At 70.8% G+C, this 14,201-nt stretch carries 15 protein-coding genes and 1 pseudogene; 9 read left to right on the plus strand and 7 right to left on the minus strand.

Annotation, left to right across the window (positions count from 1 at the left end):
* The first annotated feature begins 69 nt into the window (after window positions 1-69).
* Window positions 70-798, plus strand: coding sequence for a lysophospholipid acyltransferase family protein (locus ACZ5Y0_RS10765; protein ID WP_469128283.1), 729 nt, complete (start codon window positions 70-72; stop codon window positions 796-798).
* A gap of 586 nt (window positions 799-1,384) precedes the next feature.
* Here the strand turns inward: ACZ5Y0_RS10765 and ACZ5Y0_RS10770 are convergent.
* The 4 genes from ACZ5Y0_RS10770 to ACZ5Y0_RS10785 form a co-directional block, all read right to left on the minus strand.
* Window positions 1,385-1,957 (minus strand): transglutaminase-like domain-containing protein, encoded by a 573-nt coding sequence (locus tag ACZ5Y0_RS10770; protein WP_469128284.1) that lies wholly within the window; start codon window positions 1,955-1,957, stop codon window positions 1,385-1,387.
* 92 nt (window positions 1,958-2,049) lie between these two features.
* Window positions 2,050-3,120 carry a threonine aldolase family protein gene (locus ACZ5Y0_RS10775; protein ID WP_469128285.1) on the minus strand — a complete coding sequence of 357 codons (1,071 nt, stop codon included), beginning with the start codon at window positions 3,118-3,120 and terminating at the stop codon, window positions 2,050-2,052.
* Window positions 3,117-3,863: an SDR family NAD(P)-dependent oxidoreductase gene (locus ACZ5Y0_RS10780; protein ID WP_469128477.1), complete on the minus strand. Its 747-nt coding sequence runs from the start codon at window positions 3,861-3,863 to the stop codon at window positions 3,117-3,119. Before ACZ5Y0_RS10780 ends, ACZ5Y0_RS10775 begins: the two co-directional genes overlap by 4 nt.
* Window positions 3,864-3,904: 41 nt before the next feature.
* Window positions 3,905-5,302, minus strand: coding sequence for a DUF6421 family protein (locus ACZ5Y0_RS10785; protein ID WP_469128286.1), 1,398 nt, complete (start codon window positions 5,300-5,302; stop codon window positions 3,905-3,907).
* A 270-nt stretch (window positions 5,303-5,572) separates the two neighbouring features.
* On the opposite strand from ACZ5Y0_RS10785, the gene ACZ5Y0_RS10790 reads away from it, so the two are divergent.
* Entirely contained in the window at window positions 5,573-6,256 is a 684-nt protein-coding gene (locus tag ACZ5Y0_RS10790) for a glycerophosphodiester phosphodiesterase (protein WP_469128287.1), read from the plus strand.
* Between the two features lie 3 nt (window positions 6,257-6,259).
* Here ACZ5Y0_RS10790 and ACZ5Y0_RS10795 read toward each other — a convergent pair whose 3' ends face one another.
* Window positions 6,260-6,799, minus strand: coding sequence for a GNAT family N-acetyltransferase (locus tag ACZ5Y0_RS10795; protein WP_469128288.1), 540 nt, complete (start codon window positions 6,797-6,799; stop codon window positions 6,260-6,262).
* A 69-nt stretch (window positions 6,800-6,868) separates the two neighbouring features.
* On the opposite strand from ACZ5Y0_RS10795, the gene ACZ5Y0_RS10800 reads away from it, so the two are divergent.
* The 6 genes and pseudogenes from ACZ5Y0_RS10800 (at window position 6,869) to ACZ5Y0_RS10825 (ending at window position 10,868) form a co-directional block, all read left to right on the plus strand.
* A complete protein-coding gene (locus tag ACZ5Y0_RS10800) occupies window positions 6,869-7,261 on the plus strand; it encodes a VOC family protein (RefSeq protein WP_469128289.1) in 393 nt (130 codons plus the stop codon).
* Window positions 7,262-7,332: 71 nt separating this feature from the next.
* Window positions 7,333-8,097 (plus strand): VOC family protein, encoded by a 765-nt coding sequence (locus tag ACZ5Y0_RS10805; protein ID WP_469128290.1) that lies wholly within the window; start codon window positions 7,333-7,335, stop codon window positions 8,095-8,097.
* A gap of 110 nt (window positions 8,098-8,207) precedes the next feature.
* Window positions 8,208-8,465, plus strand: coding sequence for a hypothetical protein (locus ACZ5Y0_RS10810; RefSeq protein WP_469128291.1), 258 nt, complete (start codon window positions 8,208-8,210; stop codon window positions 8,463-8,465).
* A gap of 143 nt (window positions 8,466-8,608) precedes the next feature.
* Window positions 8,609-9,163, plus strand: coding sequence for a DUF5134 domain-containing protein (locus ACZ5Y0_RS10815; protein ID WP_469128292.1), 555 nt, complete (start codon window positions 8,609-8,611; stop codon window positions 9,161-9,163).
* A gap of 95 nt (window positions 9,164-9,258) precedes the next feature.
* Window positions 9,259-10,141, plus strand: a pseudogene (locus ACZ5Y0_RS10820) (M56 family metallopeptidase).
* A 55-nt stretch (window positions 10,142-10,196) separates the two neighbouring features.
* On the plus strand, window positions 10,197-10,868 hold the full coding sequence (locus ACZ5Y0_RS10825; protein ID WP_469128293.1) for a phosphatase PAP2 family protein: 672 nt from the start codon (window positions 10,197-10,199) through the stop codon (window positions 10,866-10,868).
* Between the two features lie 293 nt (window positions 10,869-11,161).
* On the opposite strand, the gene ACZ5Y0_RS10830 is transcribed toward ACZ5Y0_RS10825, so the two are convergent.
* Entirely contained in the window at window positions 11,162-11,422 is a 261-nt protein-coding gene (locus tag ACZ5Y0_RS10830) for a DUF2630 family protein (RefSeq protein WP_469128294.1), read from the minus strand.
* A gap of 314 nt (window positions 11,423-11,736) precedes the next feature.
* Between ACZ5Y0_RS10830 and ACZ5Y0_RS10835 the strand changes: the two genes are divergently transcribed.
* Complete coding sequence (locus ACZ5Y0_RS10835; protein WP_469128295.1) at window positions 11,737-12,516, plus strand: TetR/AcrR family transcriptional regulator; 780 nt, start codon at window positions 11,737-11,739, stop codon at window positions 12,514-12,516.
* Here the strand turns inward: ACZ5Y0_RS10835 and ACZ5Y0_RS10840 are convergent.
* Window positions 12,504-14,006 (minus strand): LVIVD repeat-containing protein, encoded by a 1,503-nt coding sequence (locus tag ACZ5Y0_RS10840; RefSeq protein WP_469128296.1) that lies wholly within the window; start codon window positions 14,004-14,006, stop codon window positions 12,504-12,506. The two genes, ACZ5Y0_RS10835 and ACZ5Y0_RS10840, sit on opposite strands and share 13 nt — an antisense overlap.
* Window positions 14,007-14,201: the final 195 nt, after the last annotated feature.

The raw sequence follows: 14,201 nt of genomic DNA on the forward strand, positions 1-14,201 counted from the left end.
CTACGGCTGCGTAACTTTGCCGCCGGGGAGCCGTTCCCGGGCAGAGATCAGGAAGGGTCCGCCTCGCCCATGGCAGAGCTTGTCTACCGCCCCGTCATCGGCCTCGCCCAGACGCTGTTCAAGGTCTGGGATCTCAAGATCGACTGCCAGGGGTCGGAGAACATCCCGCGCTCGGGCGGAGCCGTACTGGTGAGCAACCACATCAGCTACCTCGACTTCATCTTCAACGGCGTCGCAGCGCTCCCGCAGAAACGTCTCGTTCGTTTCATGGCGAAGGAGTCCGTCTTCCGCCACAAGGTCTCCGGCCCGTTGATGCGCGGAATGAAGCACATCCCGGTGGATCGCAAGCAGGGTGAGACGGCGTACGCGCACGCGCTGGACTCGCTGCGCTCCGGCGAGATCGTCGGCGTCTTCCCCGAGGCCACCATCTCGGAGTCGTTCACGCTGAAGACCTTCAAGTCCGGCGCCGCGCGGCTGGCCCAGGAAGCGGGCGTGCCCCTGGTGCCGATGGCGGTGTGGGGGACGCAGCGGCTGTGGACCAAGGGCCACCCGCGCAACTTCAAGCGCAGCCACACCCCGATCACCATGCGGGTCGGCGAGGCGCTCGAGGCCTCCCGCGACAAGTACGCGGGCGCGATCACCCGGCAGGTGCGCGAGCGCGTCCAGGAGCTGCTGGAGGCCGCCCAGCGCGCCTACCCGGTCCGCCCGAAGGACGCGGACGACACCTGGTGGATGCCGGCCCATCTCGGCGGTACGGCGCCCACGCCGGAGCAGGTACGCGCGGCCGAGGCCCGCTGACCCACGCCCCGCCCCGCCCCGCCCCGCCCCTGGGAAGTCACGCGACAGCGCCCGGTCCCGGCAGGCAAACCTGGGGAGCGGTGTCCGCAGGCCCGACGACCCACGCCCCTGCCCCCGGCGCTTCGCGCGACAGCCGACCTGGTGCCGGCCGGTACACCTGAGGCCCGGTGCCCGCAGGCCCGGCGACCGGCCGGTCCTGGGCCGCCGGAAGTGCCACGCGGGCGAGGGACGCGGCGCTCGACCGAGGGGAAGACCGCCGGCGCCCGTGGGTGTTCCGTCCGCCGTCCGGGTCCAGACGGGGGACGCGGCCGAGGGGTCGCCGACGGGGCGCGAACGGCGGTGCGGATCTCCTGGCAGGGGGGCCGTCGCCCTGGTCTGCGAGCACCCGGGGCACGGTGACGACCAGGGGACGGGCGCGACGGAGGCGAACAGCCGAGGCTGCTTCGACCGGCCGCGGGCGGTCGGTGGATCGGGCTCCGCCGACCGCCCGGTCCGCGAACACCCTCCGTCGACCGTCCGCGTCGGCCTTCCGGCTCCCCCTTCACGCATGCCGGGAGGCTCGGCGACCGCGACCGGCCGGCGGGGGTCACAGGGCGGTGGGGAGCGTCTTCCAGAGGTGGGGGCGGTCGGGGGCGGCCCGGAGCGCGCGCAGGACGGGCGGTGGCGGTGCGGTGTACAGGACGGGGTGGTCGCCTTCGCCGGCCGCGATGTCGGGGACGAAGGCCAGCTGCTCGCCGTTCAGGGAGAACCGGGCATCGACTCCGGGCTTGTTGCCGCGGGGGTCCTGGCGGTGCCAGGCGCCGTCGAAGCGGACGGCGACCAGTCCGTGGAGCACGTCGAACGTCTGATAGCACAGAGCGGTCGGGATGTCCTCGGCGCGCAGCAGCGCGGTCAGCGCGTGAGCCTTGGCGTAGCAGATGCCCGTGCGCTGCTCCAGTACGTCGGAGGCGCGCCATGTGACTCTGAGGTCGCCGGAGTCCTGCGAGTGGGAGATGCCGTCCCGCACGAACTCGAAGGCCAGCCGCGCATAGGCATACGAGTCATCCGCCCCCTTCGCCAGCCGCGCGGCGGTGGCCCGCACCAGGGGGTGGTGATGGTCGATGACCTCGTCGGCCTTCAGGTACGCGAAAGGGTCGGGATTTTCCTGGATCAGCTCCATGCCCGGAGAGCATAGGAACGCGGCCACCTGAGCGTCAATCGATTTCCAGGTGACCGCATACCTATGCGTCGTGGTAGCTGTGGTGGCCGCCGCTAGCGGGCCATCTCCTCCTTGAGCGCCGACAGGAAGGCGTCCACGTCCTCCTCCTTCGTGTCGAAGGCGCACATCCAGCGCACCACGCCCGCGGACTCGTCCCAGAAGTAGAAGCGGAACCGTTTCTGGAGGCGCTCGCTCACGTCGTGCGGCAGCCGGGCGAAGACGCCGTTGGCCTGGACCGGGTAGAGGATCTCCACCCCGTGCACCGCGCGCACGCCCTCGGCCAGCCGCTGTGCCATCTCGTTGGCGTGCCGGGCGTTGCGCAGCCAGAGGTCCTTGGCCAGCAGGGCCTCCAACTGCACCGAGACGAAACGCATCTTGGAGGCGAGCTGCATGGACAGCTTGCGCAGGTGCTTCATGTGGGAGACCGCGTCCTGGTTGACGACCACGACCGCCTCGCCGAACAGCGCGCCGTTCTTCGTCCCGCCGAGCGAGAGGATGTCGACGCCGACCGCGTTGGTGAACGTCCGCATCGGGACGTCCAGCGAGGCCGCCGCGTTGGCTATGCGGGAGCCGTCCAGGTGCACCTTCATGCCGTGCGCGTGGGCGTGCTCGCAGATCGCACGGATCTCCTCGGGCGTGTACAGGGTGCCCAGTTCCGTGCTCTGGGTGATCGAGACGACCTGCGGCATCGCCCGGTGCTCGTCCTCCCAGCCGTACGCCTGCCGGTCGATCAGCTCGGGGGTGAGCTTGCCGTCCGGCGTCGGGACGGTGAGCAGTTTCAGGCCGCCCATGCGCTCCGGGGCGCCGCCCTCGTCCACGTTGATGTGGGCGCTCTCGGCGCAGATCACCGCGCCCCAGCGGTCGGTGACCGCCTGAAGCGCGACCACGTTGGCCCCGGTGCCGTTGAAGACCGGGAAGGCCTCCGCCGTCGGCCCGAAGTGGCCGCGGATGATCCGCTGGAGGTTCTCGGTGTAGTCGTCCTCGCCGTACGCCACCTGGTGGCCCCCGTTGGCCAGGGCCAGGGCGGCCATCACCTCCGGGTGGGCGCCGGCATAGTTGTCGCTGGCAAAACCGCGGACGTCCGGGTCGTGATGACGGCGCGCGTCGGTCCGGGGTGGGTTCACGGCTTCTCGGTGAGCCACAGACGGTGTCCGTTCACTTCGGTGGCGGGCTTCTCCCAGACGTCGGCGATGGCCTCGGCCAGGTCCTTCACGTCGGTGAAGCCCGCGAACTTCGCGTTGGGCCGCTCGGCGCGCATCGCGTCGTGCACCAGCGCCTTCACCACCAGGATCACCGCCGCGGAGGTCGGCCCGTCGGCGCCCCCGGCCTTGCGGAAGAAGTCGGCCATCGACAGCGTCCATGCCTCGGCGGCGGCCTTGCCGGCGGCGTACGCGGCGTTGCCCGCGGTGGGGCTGCTCGCGCCCGCGGCGCTGATCAGGACGTACCGGCCGCGGTCGCTGCGCTGGAGCGCCTCGTGGAAAGCGAGCGTGGTGTGCTGCACGGTGCGGATGAGCAGCAGTTCCAGGAAGTCCCAGTCGTCGAGGCTCGTCTTGGTGAAGGTCTCGCTGCCGCGCCAGCCGCCGACGAGGTGCACCAGGCCGTCCACCCGGCCGAAGTCCTTCTCGACACGGGCGGCCCACTCCTGGGTGGAACGCAGGTCGAGCAGATCGACCGGTTCGCCCATGACGGTCGCGCCGCCGGACGCGTAGCTCGCCGCGTCCACGGCCTCCGCGAGACGCTCCGGATCGTTGTCCGCGCCCACGACGGTCGCGCCCGCCTCGGCGAGCCTGATCAGCGCCGCCCGGCCGGCGGGTCCACCCGCGCCGGCCACCGCGATCACCGCACCGCTGAGAGCCCCGTTCCCCATGATCTTCGCCTCCTGAGCAGTGTTCTCGGTACGCAGGTCGCTCACGCGGCGATCCGCTCGGCGCCGTCCGCCGTGATGCCCTTGGTGGAGGCAATCACGTTCTTCAGCTTCTTGGACAGCGCCTCATAGAACATGCTCAGCGGAAACTCGTCCGGAAGCACGTCGTCGACGAGCTTGCGGGGCGGCTGGGTCAGGTCCAGGGCATCCGGACCCTTGGCCCACTTGGAGCCGGGGTGCGGGGCGAGGTAGGTGGAGACCAGCTCGTAGCCGGCGAACCAGTGCACGAGCTTGGGGCGGTCGATGCCGTCGCGGTAGAGCTTCTCGATCTCGGCACACAGCTCGTTGGTGACCTGCGGGGCACGCTGCCAGTCGATGTGCAGCTTGTTGTCGGTCCAGCGGACCACATCGTGCTTGTGCAGGTAGGCGAAGAGCAGCTGGCCGCCGAGACCGTCGTAGTTGCGCACGCGCTCACCGGTCACCGGGAAGCGGAACATGCGGTCGAAGAGGACCGCGTACTGCACGTCACGGGCCTGCGGGACGCCGTCGGCCTCCAGCTTCACCGCCTCCTTGAAGGCGGTGAGGTCGCAGCGCAGCTCCTCCAGGCCGTACATCCAGAACGGCTGGCGCTGCTTGATCATGAAGGGGTCGAAGGGCAGGTCGCCGTGGCTGTGGGTGCGGTCGTGGACCATGTCCCACAGGACGAACGCCTCCTCGCACCGCTTCTGGTCGTGGACCATGGCGGCGATGTCCTCGGGCAGTTCCAGACCCAGGATGCCGACGGCAGCGTCGGTGACACGGCGGAAGCGGGCGGCCTCACGGTCGCAGAAGATGCCACCCCAGGAGAATCGTTCCGGCGCCTCGCGGACGGCGATGGTCTCCGGGAAGAGAACGGCGGAGTTGGTGTCGTAGCCCGCCGTGAAGTCCTCGAAGGTGATGCCACAGAACAGCGGGTTGTCGTACCGGGTGCGCTCCAGCTCGGCCAGCCAGTCCGGCCAGACCATGCGCAGCACGACCGCTTCGAGGTTGCGGTCCGGGTTGCCGTTCTGGGTGTACATCGGGAAGACGACCAGGTGCTGGAGACCGTCCGCGCGGTTCGCGGCGGGCTGGAAGGCCAGCAGCGAGTCCAGGAAGTCCGGCACCTCGAACCCGCCCTCGGCCCACCGGCGCAGATCCTTCACCAGGGTTCGGTGGTAGTCCGCGTCGTGCGGGAGCAGCGGCGACAGTTCCTCGACCGCGGCGGCCACCCGGTGCACGGCCTGTTCGACGTCGGCGCGCTCCGGGGCACCCTCGGTCGTGAAGTCGATCGACCCGTCCTTCGACTGCCAGGGCCGGATCCGCTCCACGGCATCCTTGAGCACGGGCCAGGCCGGGTGCTCCACCACCCTGGCCACGGGAGGAACCCGCTCCTCCGTACCCACCTGCGCAAGAATTTCCGTCATGTCCCATCCTCCACGGGAGTACCTCTCGTGGACACACCGTACGCATAAGAGGTTTCCTCCAGCAAGATGACCCTCGGGAAATTATCCTGCGCACCCTCATGGTCACCGCTTTTTTTCCTGTACTACACCGGGTGGGCGGAGGCTTGTGCGGAGACCTGCGGGGACCCGCGGAGGCTCGCCCGGAGGCTTTCGGCGCCGGCCGCTGGGTAGGGGTCCCTGCGGTGCGCGCCGGCCGCACGGTCCGTCCAGCCCAGGGAAGCGAGTCGCGTCTTGAACCTCCTCACCATCGGTCACCGCGGAGTCATGGGTGTCGAGCCCGAGAACACGCTCAGGTCCTTCGTCGCCGCCGAGCGGGCCGGTCTCGACGCGGTCGAGCTGGACCTGCACCTGAGCAAGGACGGTGCGCTGGTGGTCATGCACGACGCCGACGTGGACCGCACCACCGACGGCAGCGGGCCGATCGCCGACCACACCCTTGCGGAGCTGCGCGCCCTGGACGCCGGACTCGGCGAGCGCGTACCGGTGTTCGAGGAGGTCCTGGCGGCCGTGTCGGTGCCGCTCCAGGCCGAGATCAAGGACGTACAGGCGGCGCGGGCGCTCGCCGAGGTGATGCTCGAGCGGGACCTGGTGGAACGGGTGGAGGTGTCCTCGTTCCACGACGAGGCGGTCGCCGAGATCGCGCGACTGGTGCCGGGGGTGCGCACCGCGCTCATCGGCAGCCGGTACCGCCCCGACATCGTGGAGCGGGCGGTGGCCGTGGGCGCCGCGACCGTGTGTCTGAACCTGCGGCGGCTCACCCTGGAGATCGTCGAGAAGGCCCGCGAGCACGATCTGCGGATCATCGGCTGGGTGGTCAACACCCCGGACCAGCTGCGGCTGGTCCGGGCCTTCGGACTGGACGGCGCGACCACGGACCGGCCGGAGGTCGGACACACCGGCCGCCTCACGGCGTGAACCTCACACGAGGGTCTTGACCAGCAGCTCGAACTCCAGGTCGTCGCGCTGCGGGACGCCGAAGCGCTCGTCTCCGTAGGGAAACGGCGTCATCCGGCCGGTACGGCGGTAGCCACGCCGCTCGTACCAGGCGATCAGGTCGTCGCGCACGGAGATCACGGTCATGTGCATCTCGGTGACACCCCAGTCGGCGCGGGCCTGTCGCTCGGCCTCCTCCAGGACCGTCCTGCCGAGGCCGCCGCCCTGGACGGTGGGGCTGACCGCGAACAGGCCGAAGTAGGCCTGCTCACCGCGGTGTTCGAGCTGGCAGCAGGCGACGATCAGGCCGTCCCGCTCCACCGTGAGCACCCGGGCGTCGGGCGACTTGATGATCTCCAGGATGCCCTCCGGGTCGGTGCGCTGTCCCTCCAGGATGTCCGCCTCCGTGGTCCAGCCGGCCCGGCTGGAGTCCCCGCGGTAGGCCGACTCGACGAGAGCGACCAGCGCGTCCACGTCGGCGTCGGTGGCGTCACGGAAGCTGAACTCGGTGGCGATGGTGTCCATGCGGGGATCTCCGGATCTGTGGCGCGGCTGGGCACCGCCGAGCCTATCGGTCGCCTACGCTGCGGATGCATGGTGCATGTACTCAGCAGCCGAATCCTGCTCCGCCCCACCGACCCCGAACTCTCCCGCGCCTTCTACGGGGAACACCTGGGCCTCCCCGTGTACCGCGAGTTCGGTACGGGCCCTGAGCGTGGCACCGTCTACTTCCTCGGCGGTGGGTTCCTGGAGGTCTCGGGGCGGGCCCCGACGCGGCCGGACCCCGCCGTACGGCTGTGGATGCAGGTCCCGGACGTGGCGGCGGCCCACGAGGAGCTGACGGCGAGGGGTGTGGCCGTCGTCCGGCCGCCGGTGAAGGAACCGTGGGGCCTGGTCGAGATGTGGATCGCCGACCCCGACGGCACACCGATCGTGCTGGTGGAGGTACCCGCCGACCACCCCCTGCGGTACCGGCCGGGCTCCTGACCTCAGCGGATGCCGCGGAGCGGGCCCGGGCTTAGCGTGCTGGAGGGGGTGCTCCCGTCGGAAGGAACGCCATGAAGCTCGACGCGCCCGTGCCCGGCGGGCCCTGCTGGGCCGAGCTGGGGACCGATGACCTGGCCGCCGCCCAGCGTTTCTACACGGAGTTGTTCGGCTGGCGGTGCGAGACCGATCCGCGGCAGGAGGCGGGCGGCTACACCGTCGCGCATCTGGGAGACGCGGCCGTCGCCGCACTCAGCCCCCTGTACCAGCAGGGCCGGCCGGTGTCCTGGAACGTCTCGTTCGGGGTGTCCGACGCCGACGTCACCGCACGGATGATCGAGGAGGCCGGGGGCAAGGTGCTGGTCGGCCCGATGGACGTGTTCGACGTGGGCCGGTTCGTCGTCGCCCTCGACCCCGGCGGCGCCGCCTTCCAACTGTGGCAGGCGCGCACCTTCCCGGGCGCGGGCCTGTTCAACGCGCCCGGCTCGCTGGGCTGGGTGGAACTGCTGAGCCGCGACAAGGTGCGGTCGGAGGCCTTCTACACCACCGTCTTCGGCTGGACCGTGGCCACCTCCGAGCACTACACGCAGTGGGGTGTCGGCGGAGCCGACTTCGGCGGCATGATCACGATGGACGACAAGTTCCCGCCCGAGGTGCCGCCGCACTGGCTGCCGTACTTCGCGGTGGCCGACGTGGACGCGTCGACGGCGACGGCCGGAGAAGCGGGTGGCGCGGTGCTGATGGAGCCGACCTCCCTGCCGGACGGCCCACGGATCGCCGTGCTGCGGGACCCCCGGGGAGCGGTGTTCGGCGTGTACCGGGCCCGCGACGAGCACTGAGCCCGGTGCCCGTTTGCCTTCGCGCGCACTTCAGCGCCTGGCGCCGTGCCCCTCGACGCCTTCAGGGAGACGTCATCCGGTACACACTGTGCGGCAGGGCCGGTCTGGGCGTGAGTGAGCTGAGCGTCGGCGCGGTGACCATGGGCTGGGGAGCGGACCAGGAGACCAGCGCGAAGATGCTGGACGCGTACGCGGACGCGGGCGGCAACTTCGTCGACACGGCCCACATCTGCACCGGGGGCGACCGGAGCGCTTCTCGGCGAACTGCTTCGAGGGCCTGCGCGACGATTCCGTCCTCGCCCGCCAGTGAGTACACCCGCGCGATCCGCGAGGGCGACGTCAGCGCCGCGGGCAACCACCGCAGGTAACCTGGTGCACCCGTGACCGTACCGCCCTCCCTCACCCATCGCGCTCCGCCGAATGCTCCCCGTGTACATCCTTGCGCTCGCGTGCGCGCCGCGTGCCACGGGCATCGCATTCCTCGACCGTCCGTCGAGCGAGGGAGGTGCGCGTGCACGGAGCTTCGCCCGGCTGGCTGCTGGTCGCGTTGTGTGCGGCGACCGGGGCCTACTGCCTGCTGCGGATGCGCAGCAGCGACGAGACACAGCGCCGGGCCGCGGGCGACGAGGCGCTGATGGGTTTCGGGATGGCCGTGATGGCCGTGCCCGGTTCGGCATTCACCCCGCCGACGTGGGTCTGGCCGGGGTACGCGGTCCTCTTCGGCGGGGCCGCGCTGCGGGCCGTATGGGTGGCCCGGACGGATCCGCACCATCTCCATCACCTCGTCGGAGCGGCGGCCATGGTCTACATGGCCGCCGCGATGACCGCCTCCCCCGCGGCCGGTCATGGACACGGCGGATCCGGGGTGCCCCTGGTCACGGGCGCTCTGCTGCTGTACTTCACGGCGTACGTCCTCGTCTGCGGGGCACGGCTGCTGCCGGTGACCGGAGTCGCGGAGGGCGTCGCCGCCGGGCGTGCCGTGGCGTGGGGTGACCGCCCCGAGCTGGCGCGCGCCTGCCGACTGTCGATGGGGATCGGCATGCTGGCCATGCTGCTGACCCTCTGAGGCCCCTCCCTGCGCGGTCGCGAGCAGCCGTGGCCTGCGTCCCTCCGCCGGGCCGGGCCGTCCCCCTGTGCGGCACGGCGCTCAGGGTGCCGACCATGATGGGCCCCGCGGCCTTGCTGCTGCTCGGTGCGTCGACCGCCGTCGTCGCTCCCCGGTTGCTTGCGCCGGCCGACTGGCCCGACCGTGAACCGCTGGTCGCGCTGTGGGTGTGGCAGTGCGTGGTGGCGGCCGTGCTGGTGTGCTGCGCGCCGGCGATGACGCTGAGCGCCGCGGCCGTCTGGCCGGCGGTGCGCGGGCAGGTCAGTGCGACCGGCCCTTGGGCGGCGACGACCGCGGTGACCCTGGCGTGCGCCGAGCTGCGGAGCGGGGCGATGCCGGTCCGCGAAGTAGTGGCCGCACGCACCAGGCTGCGCCGCCGGAGGGACGAACTGAGCCTGCGGGCCCCCCTGTTGTCGGGCGAGGAGCCCGCTGCCGGACGGCTCGTGGCGCTGGAGGGGAGCGGTCCGACGCCGGGTGGCTGCCCGGCCGAGTGCCCCGACTGGTCGTCACCACGGCCGCGCTGCGTCGACTGAAGGGCCATCAGGTGGACGCGGTGCCGGCGCCCGAGCCAGGACACGTCCAGGCTCGGCACGACTGACTGCTGCACTGCTCGGCCGCGCCGGCCGCGGGTTTCCCGCAGGTGCCGGTGTTCGCCGCGTTCCGTGACGAGATGCACCGGCTGGTGGAGCTGGCCGCCGACGACACGGCCGCCCGCCGCTTCGGCCGGCTGACGACCGCGCCCGCACTGGTGGAACTGAACGAGGGGCGAAGTGTGTTCGGTCCCTCCCCCGTCCGCAGGCCCCTGTCCCGCGGCGCGTGCACCGGCTGCTGGCGGCCCCGGACGGGCTCACGGCGGCCCTTCGGCTGCGGCTGACGGCCGCGGCCTCGCTCGTTCCGGTGCCGGTGACATCGGTGCCGGCGCTGCGGGCACTCGGCTGAGGCAGCCCGGACGGCGGGTTGGCCTCGCACCGCGCAGTTCGGCAAGGATCACTTCATGCACACCCCCTCCGTCGACTCGTCGCCCGCCCCGTCGCCGTATCGCACCGCCGTCCGCACGGCGATCGCACTGAGCCTGTGCTCGCTGTTGCTGCTGGTTCTGGTGGCGGCCGAGTGGCACCCCCTGGTATCCGCCGACGGGGACATCTCGCGCACGACCCACCGCTGGGCCGTGGCCGCCCCCGATCTCACCCACGCCTGCCGCATCCTGACGGACTGGGTCTGGGACCCACTGACGATGCGACTGTTGTGCGCGGCGGTGGCCGTGTGGCTGGTGTGGCGCCGCTCCGCGTGGTGGACGGCGGTGTGGCTGGTCACGGTGTCGGCGGTCGGTACCGTTCTCCAGCAGGGCCTCAAGGCCGCGGTCGGCCGCGAACGGCCGGTCTGGCCCGATCCCGTCGACTCCGCCCACTACGCGGCCTACCCCTCCGGACACGCCCTCACGGCCACGGTGATCCTGGGCCTCCTGCTGTGGCTGCTCCACCGCCACGGCACCGGCCCCGGCCTGTGGCGTACGGCCGTGGCGGTGGCCGTCGTCTCGGTGGCGGGCGTCGGGCTGACCCGCGTCTGGCTGGGGGTCCACTGGCCCACGGACGTCCTCGGCGGCTGGCTCATGGGTGCGATGCTGGTGTCCCTGGCGATCGCGGCCCATGTGCGGTGGCGGCCCTGACCCGCCGGACGACCGGCGCACGGGTGACGATGGCGCCCCCTGCTCCGGTAGCGGTGGTAGCGGTGACGCGCCCGCCCTGGGCAGCGCCACCCGGTCCCGCCGGAGCCGCGGCACAGCGGTCGTCCCGAGTGCCGAGCAGCAGGTGACCCGCCGGGTCATATGTCCCGGTGCGCGGACGACGCCGCCGGGCAGAGGAGCTGTCCACCTTCGTGGGCGTGTCGGCCGTCCTGCGGCCGGTGCCGGACCTGGCGGGCCGGGTTCGTTCAGCACCCACCGGCTGACGGTGGGGGTGCTCAGCTCTGGTAGCCCTCCACCTGCGACGCGGACCGCACCCTCGCCTCGTCCGGGTTCTCCCCGAACTCGGACTTGGCGCGCCGCTGACGCAACAGGTCCCAGCACTGGTCGAGGGCGCGCTCCAGCTCGCCGAGCCGCTGCTGTTCCGTGGCGTCGTCGATCCGGCCGGCCGCCAGGTCCTCCCGCAGCCTGCGCTCGTCCTCGACCATCGCCGTGATCCGGGTGAAGATCTCCCGGTCGTGTCCACTGTCGGCTGCCATGGCGGTACGCCCTCCTCGGCTCGGCACTCCTGCCACTGTAGGGACAGCCCGGTCACGAGGCGACCGATGGGGCGAGGGAGTGCACGCAGAGAACGGAACCGGGGCGCACGACCGGGACGCGCGACCGGATGACGAACCGGAACGGGAGTCCAAAAAAGGAGCCTCAGGCCACTATCAGGGAGAAAGCACGCCCACTCTGGACGATCCCCCGCGTCGCCCAGAGCGGGCGGCACCCGATACGGCTCCGCAACGGAACCGACCGGGCCTGCGCTGAGTATAGTTGGCTGGCAGCCAGTCAACGCAGGAGTTACAGCATGTCCCCGCGCAGCGCCTCGGTCAATGAAGAATTGCGTCGGCGTTCCCGGGAACGGCTTCTCCAGGCGGCCATCGAACTCGTGAGCGAGCGCGGGTACGAGGCGACGACGCTCGGCGACATCGCGGACCGGGCGGGCTCGGCCCGCGGTCTGGTGTCGTACTACTTCCCGGGCAAGCGCCAGTTGGTGCAGTCGGCCGTGCACCGGATGATGCACCGCACCCTGGAGGAGTCGCTGGAGCGCGAGCCGCGCAGTGAGGACGGCCGGGAGCGGATGGCGCGGGCCCTCGACGCCATCCTGGGCCTGGCACGGGACCGGACGGTGCTCATGCGCCAGCACATGGCGGGGTTGCTCCAGGCGGAGGGTTTCGTGCAGTGCCCCGAGCAGCGGCGGCTGGCCGAACTGCTGCGGGACACGGTGGCCCGGCACGGCTCACGGGACGTCGACAGCGACTATCCGATGCTGCGCTCACTGCTCATGGGCGCCGTCTACGCCATGGTGCTGCCGAACGCCGGCATGCCCCTCACGCCGCTGCGGGCCGAACTGTTCGCGCGCTACCGGCTGGACTGGGGCCAGGGGGTCCCGCCGGACACCGCGCCCGGCGGGACCTGTGACACCGATTTCTCTCGTTTCTTCGCGACCGGACGGCCCGCCGCGGATCACCCGAACCCCGCGGAGGCGCCACGGTCCGGAGACTTGCCGCAGGCCGCGGACGTGTCGCAGTCCAGAGACTCGCCGCAGGCCGCGGTCTCGCCGCAGGCGGTCGATCAGTCGAAGTAGTCCGGCTGCGTCTGGACGTTCAGCTCACGCAGTCGCACGTACTTCGCGGGATCCGTGCGCCGGTCGTCGATCTTCAGCACGTCGAAGCCCTTGGCGATGTCGTTCGAGTAGATGTAGCCGTTGTAGTAGTACGCCGACCAGGGGCCGGCCGTCGTGAGCCGCTCGGTGTTGACCGGGCCGCGCTCGAAGTAGGCGATCTCCCTCGGGTGGGCGGAGTCGGTGAAGTCCCACACGGAGACGCCGCCCTGGTACCAGGCCTGGACCATGATGTCCTTGCCCTTGACCGGGATCAGCGAGCCATTGTGCGCGACACAGACCTCGGTCGGCGCCTGGGGGCGGTCGATCTTGAAGTAGCTGCGGAAGACGAGCTTGCGCTTGTCGCCCTTGCCGACGATGTCGTAGATGCCGTCGGCGCCCTTGTTCGGGCCGATCTCCGCGGTGCAGGTGGCCGCGCCACCGCCGCCCAGCTCGTCGGTGAAGACGACCTTGTTCGCCTTCTGGTTGAAGGTCGCCGAGTGCCAGAACGCGAAGTTCACGTTGTCTTGGACCTGGTCGATGATCTTCGGGTTCTCCGGGTCCTTGATCGAGAACAGGATGCCGTCGCCCATGCAGGCACCGGCCGCCAGGTCCTTGTCCGGCAGCACGGTGATGTCGTGGCAGCCGGTCGTCTTGGAGACGCCGGGGTTGGTGGGCCCACCCGGGTTGCCGCCGCCGTCCGGTCCCTCACCCGGGAACAGCACGGGGAAGTTGACGATCGCGGCCCGCTCCGGCGCCTTGCGCGGCACCTTGATGACGGAGATGCCGTCGTGCGGGGGCTGGCAGTCGGGGTAGGCCGCGTTGGGCGAGTACGAGGAGACGTAGACGTAGACGTTCCTGCGCTCGGGCACCAGCGTGTGGGTGTGCGAACCGCAGGCGGTCTCGACGGCGGCGACGTACTTGGGGTTCGCCTTGTCGCTGATGTCGAAGACCTTCATGCCCTCCCAGGAGGACTTCTCGGTCACGGGCTGCGTGGTGCTGTTGCAACTGCTGTCGCTGCGCGAGGAGTCGGTGGACAGGAACAGCAGGTCACCGGAGACGGAGATGTCGTTCTGCGAACCGGGGCAGAGCACCTGGGAGACGGTCTTCGGGGCCTTCGGGTCGCTGATGTCGAAGATGCGGAAGCCGTCGTAGTTGCCGGAGAAGGCGTACTTGCCCTGGAAGGCCAGGTCCGTGTTGGTGCCGGGCAGCACGTCCTTGGGGATGTTGGCCAGGTGCTCGATGTTGGCGGAGTGGACGATCTCGTCCTGGCCGGGTATCTCACCGTCGGCGATCGCCTCGGCCACCTCGGCCTGCGCCTTCCGGGACACCTCGCGCTCCGCGGTCGGGCCGTCCCCCGGGTCGGGGGTCGCGGCGGCCGGTACCGCCGAGAGCAGCGTGGCCAGGAGTCCGGCACAGGCCGCGACAACACCCAACCGTCTGTGCCGCGCACGGGATTCGTTCAACAGGATCACTGCGTCCTCCCTAGTCGCCCGTCCCCGGGGGAACGGTTCACGGTCCCCCGAGTATCGTCTTCATCATGCACAGATCAACAGTCGGCAACGCATTTGTCATGAGTGTTTTCGATCAATGAGGCGCAGACTCGTACCAGGACGGTCCAGGATCGTCCGCTCACCCATGGCCGGTCCTCAACCCGCCAGCACCAGGAG

This window comes from Streptomyces sp. NPDC033216, assembly GCF_055577115.1.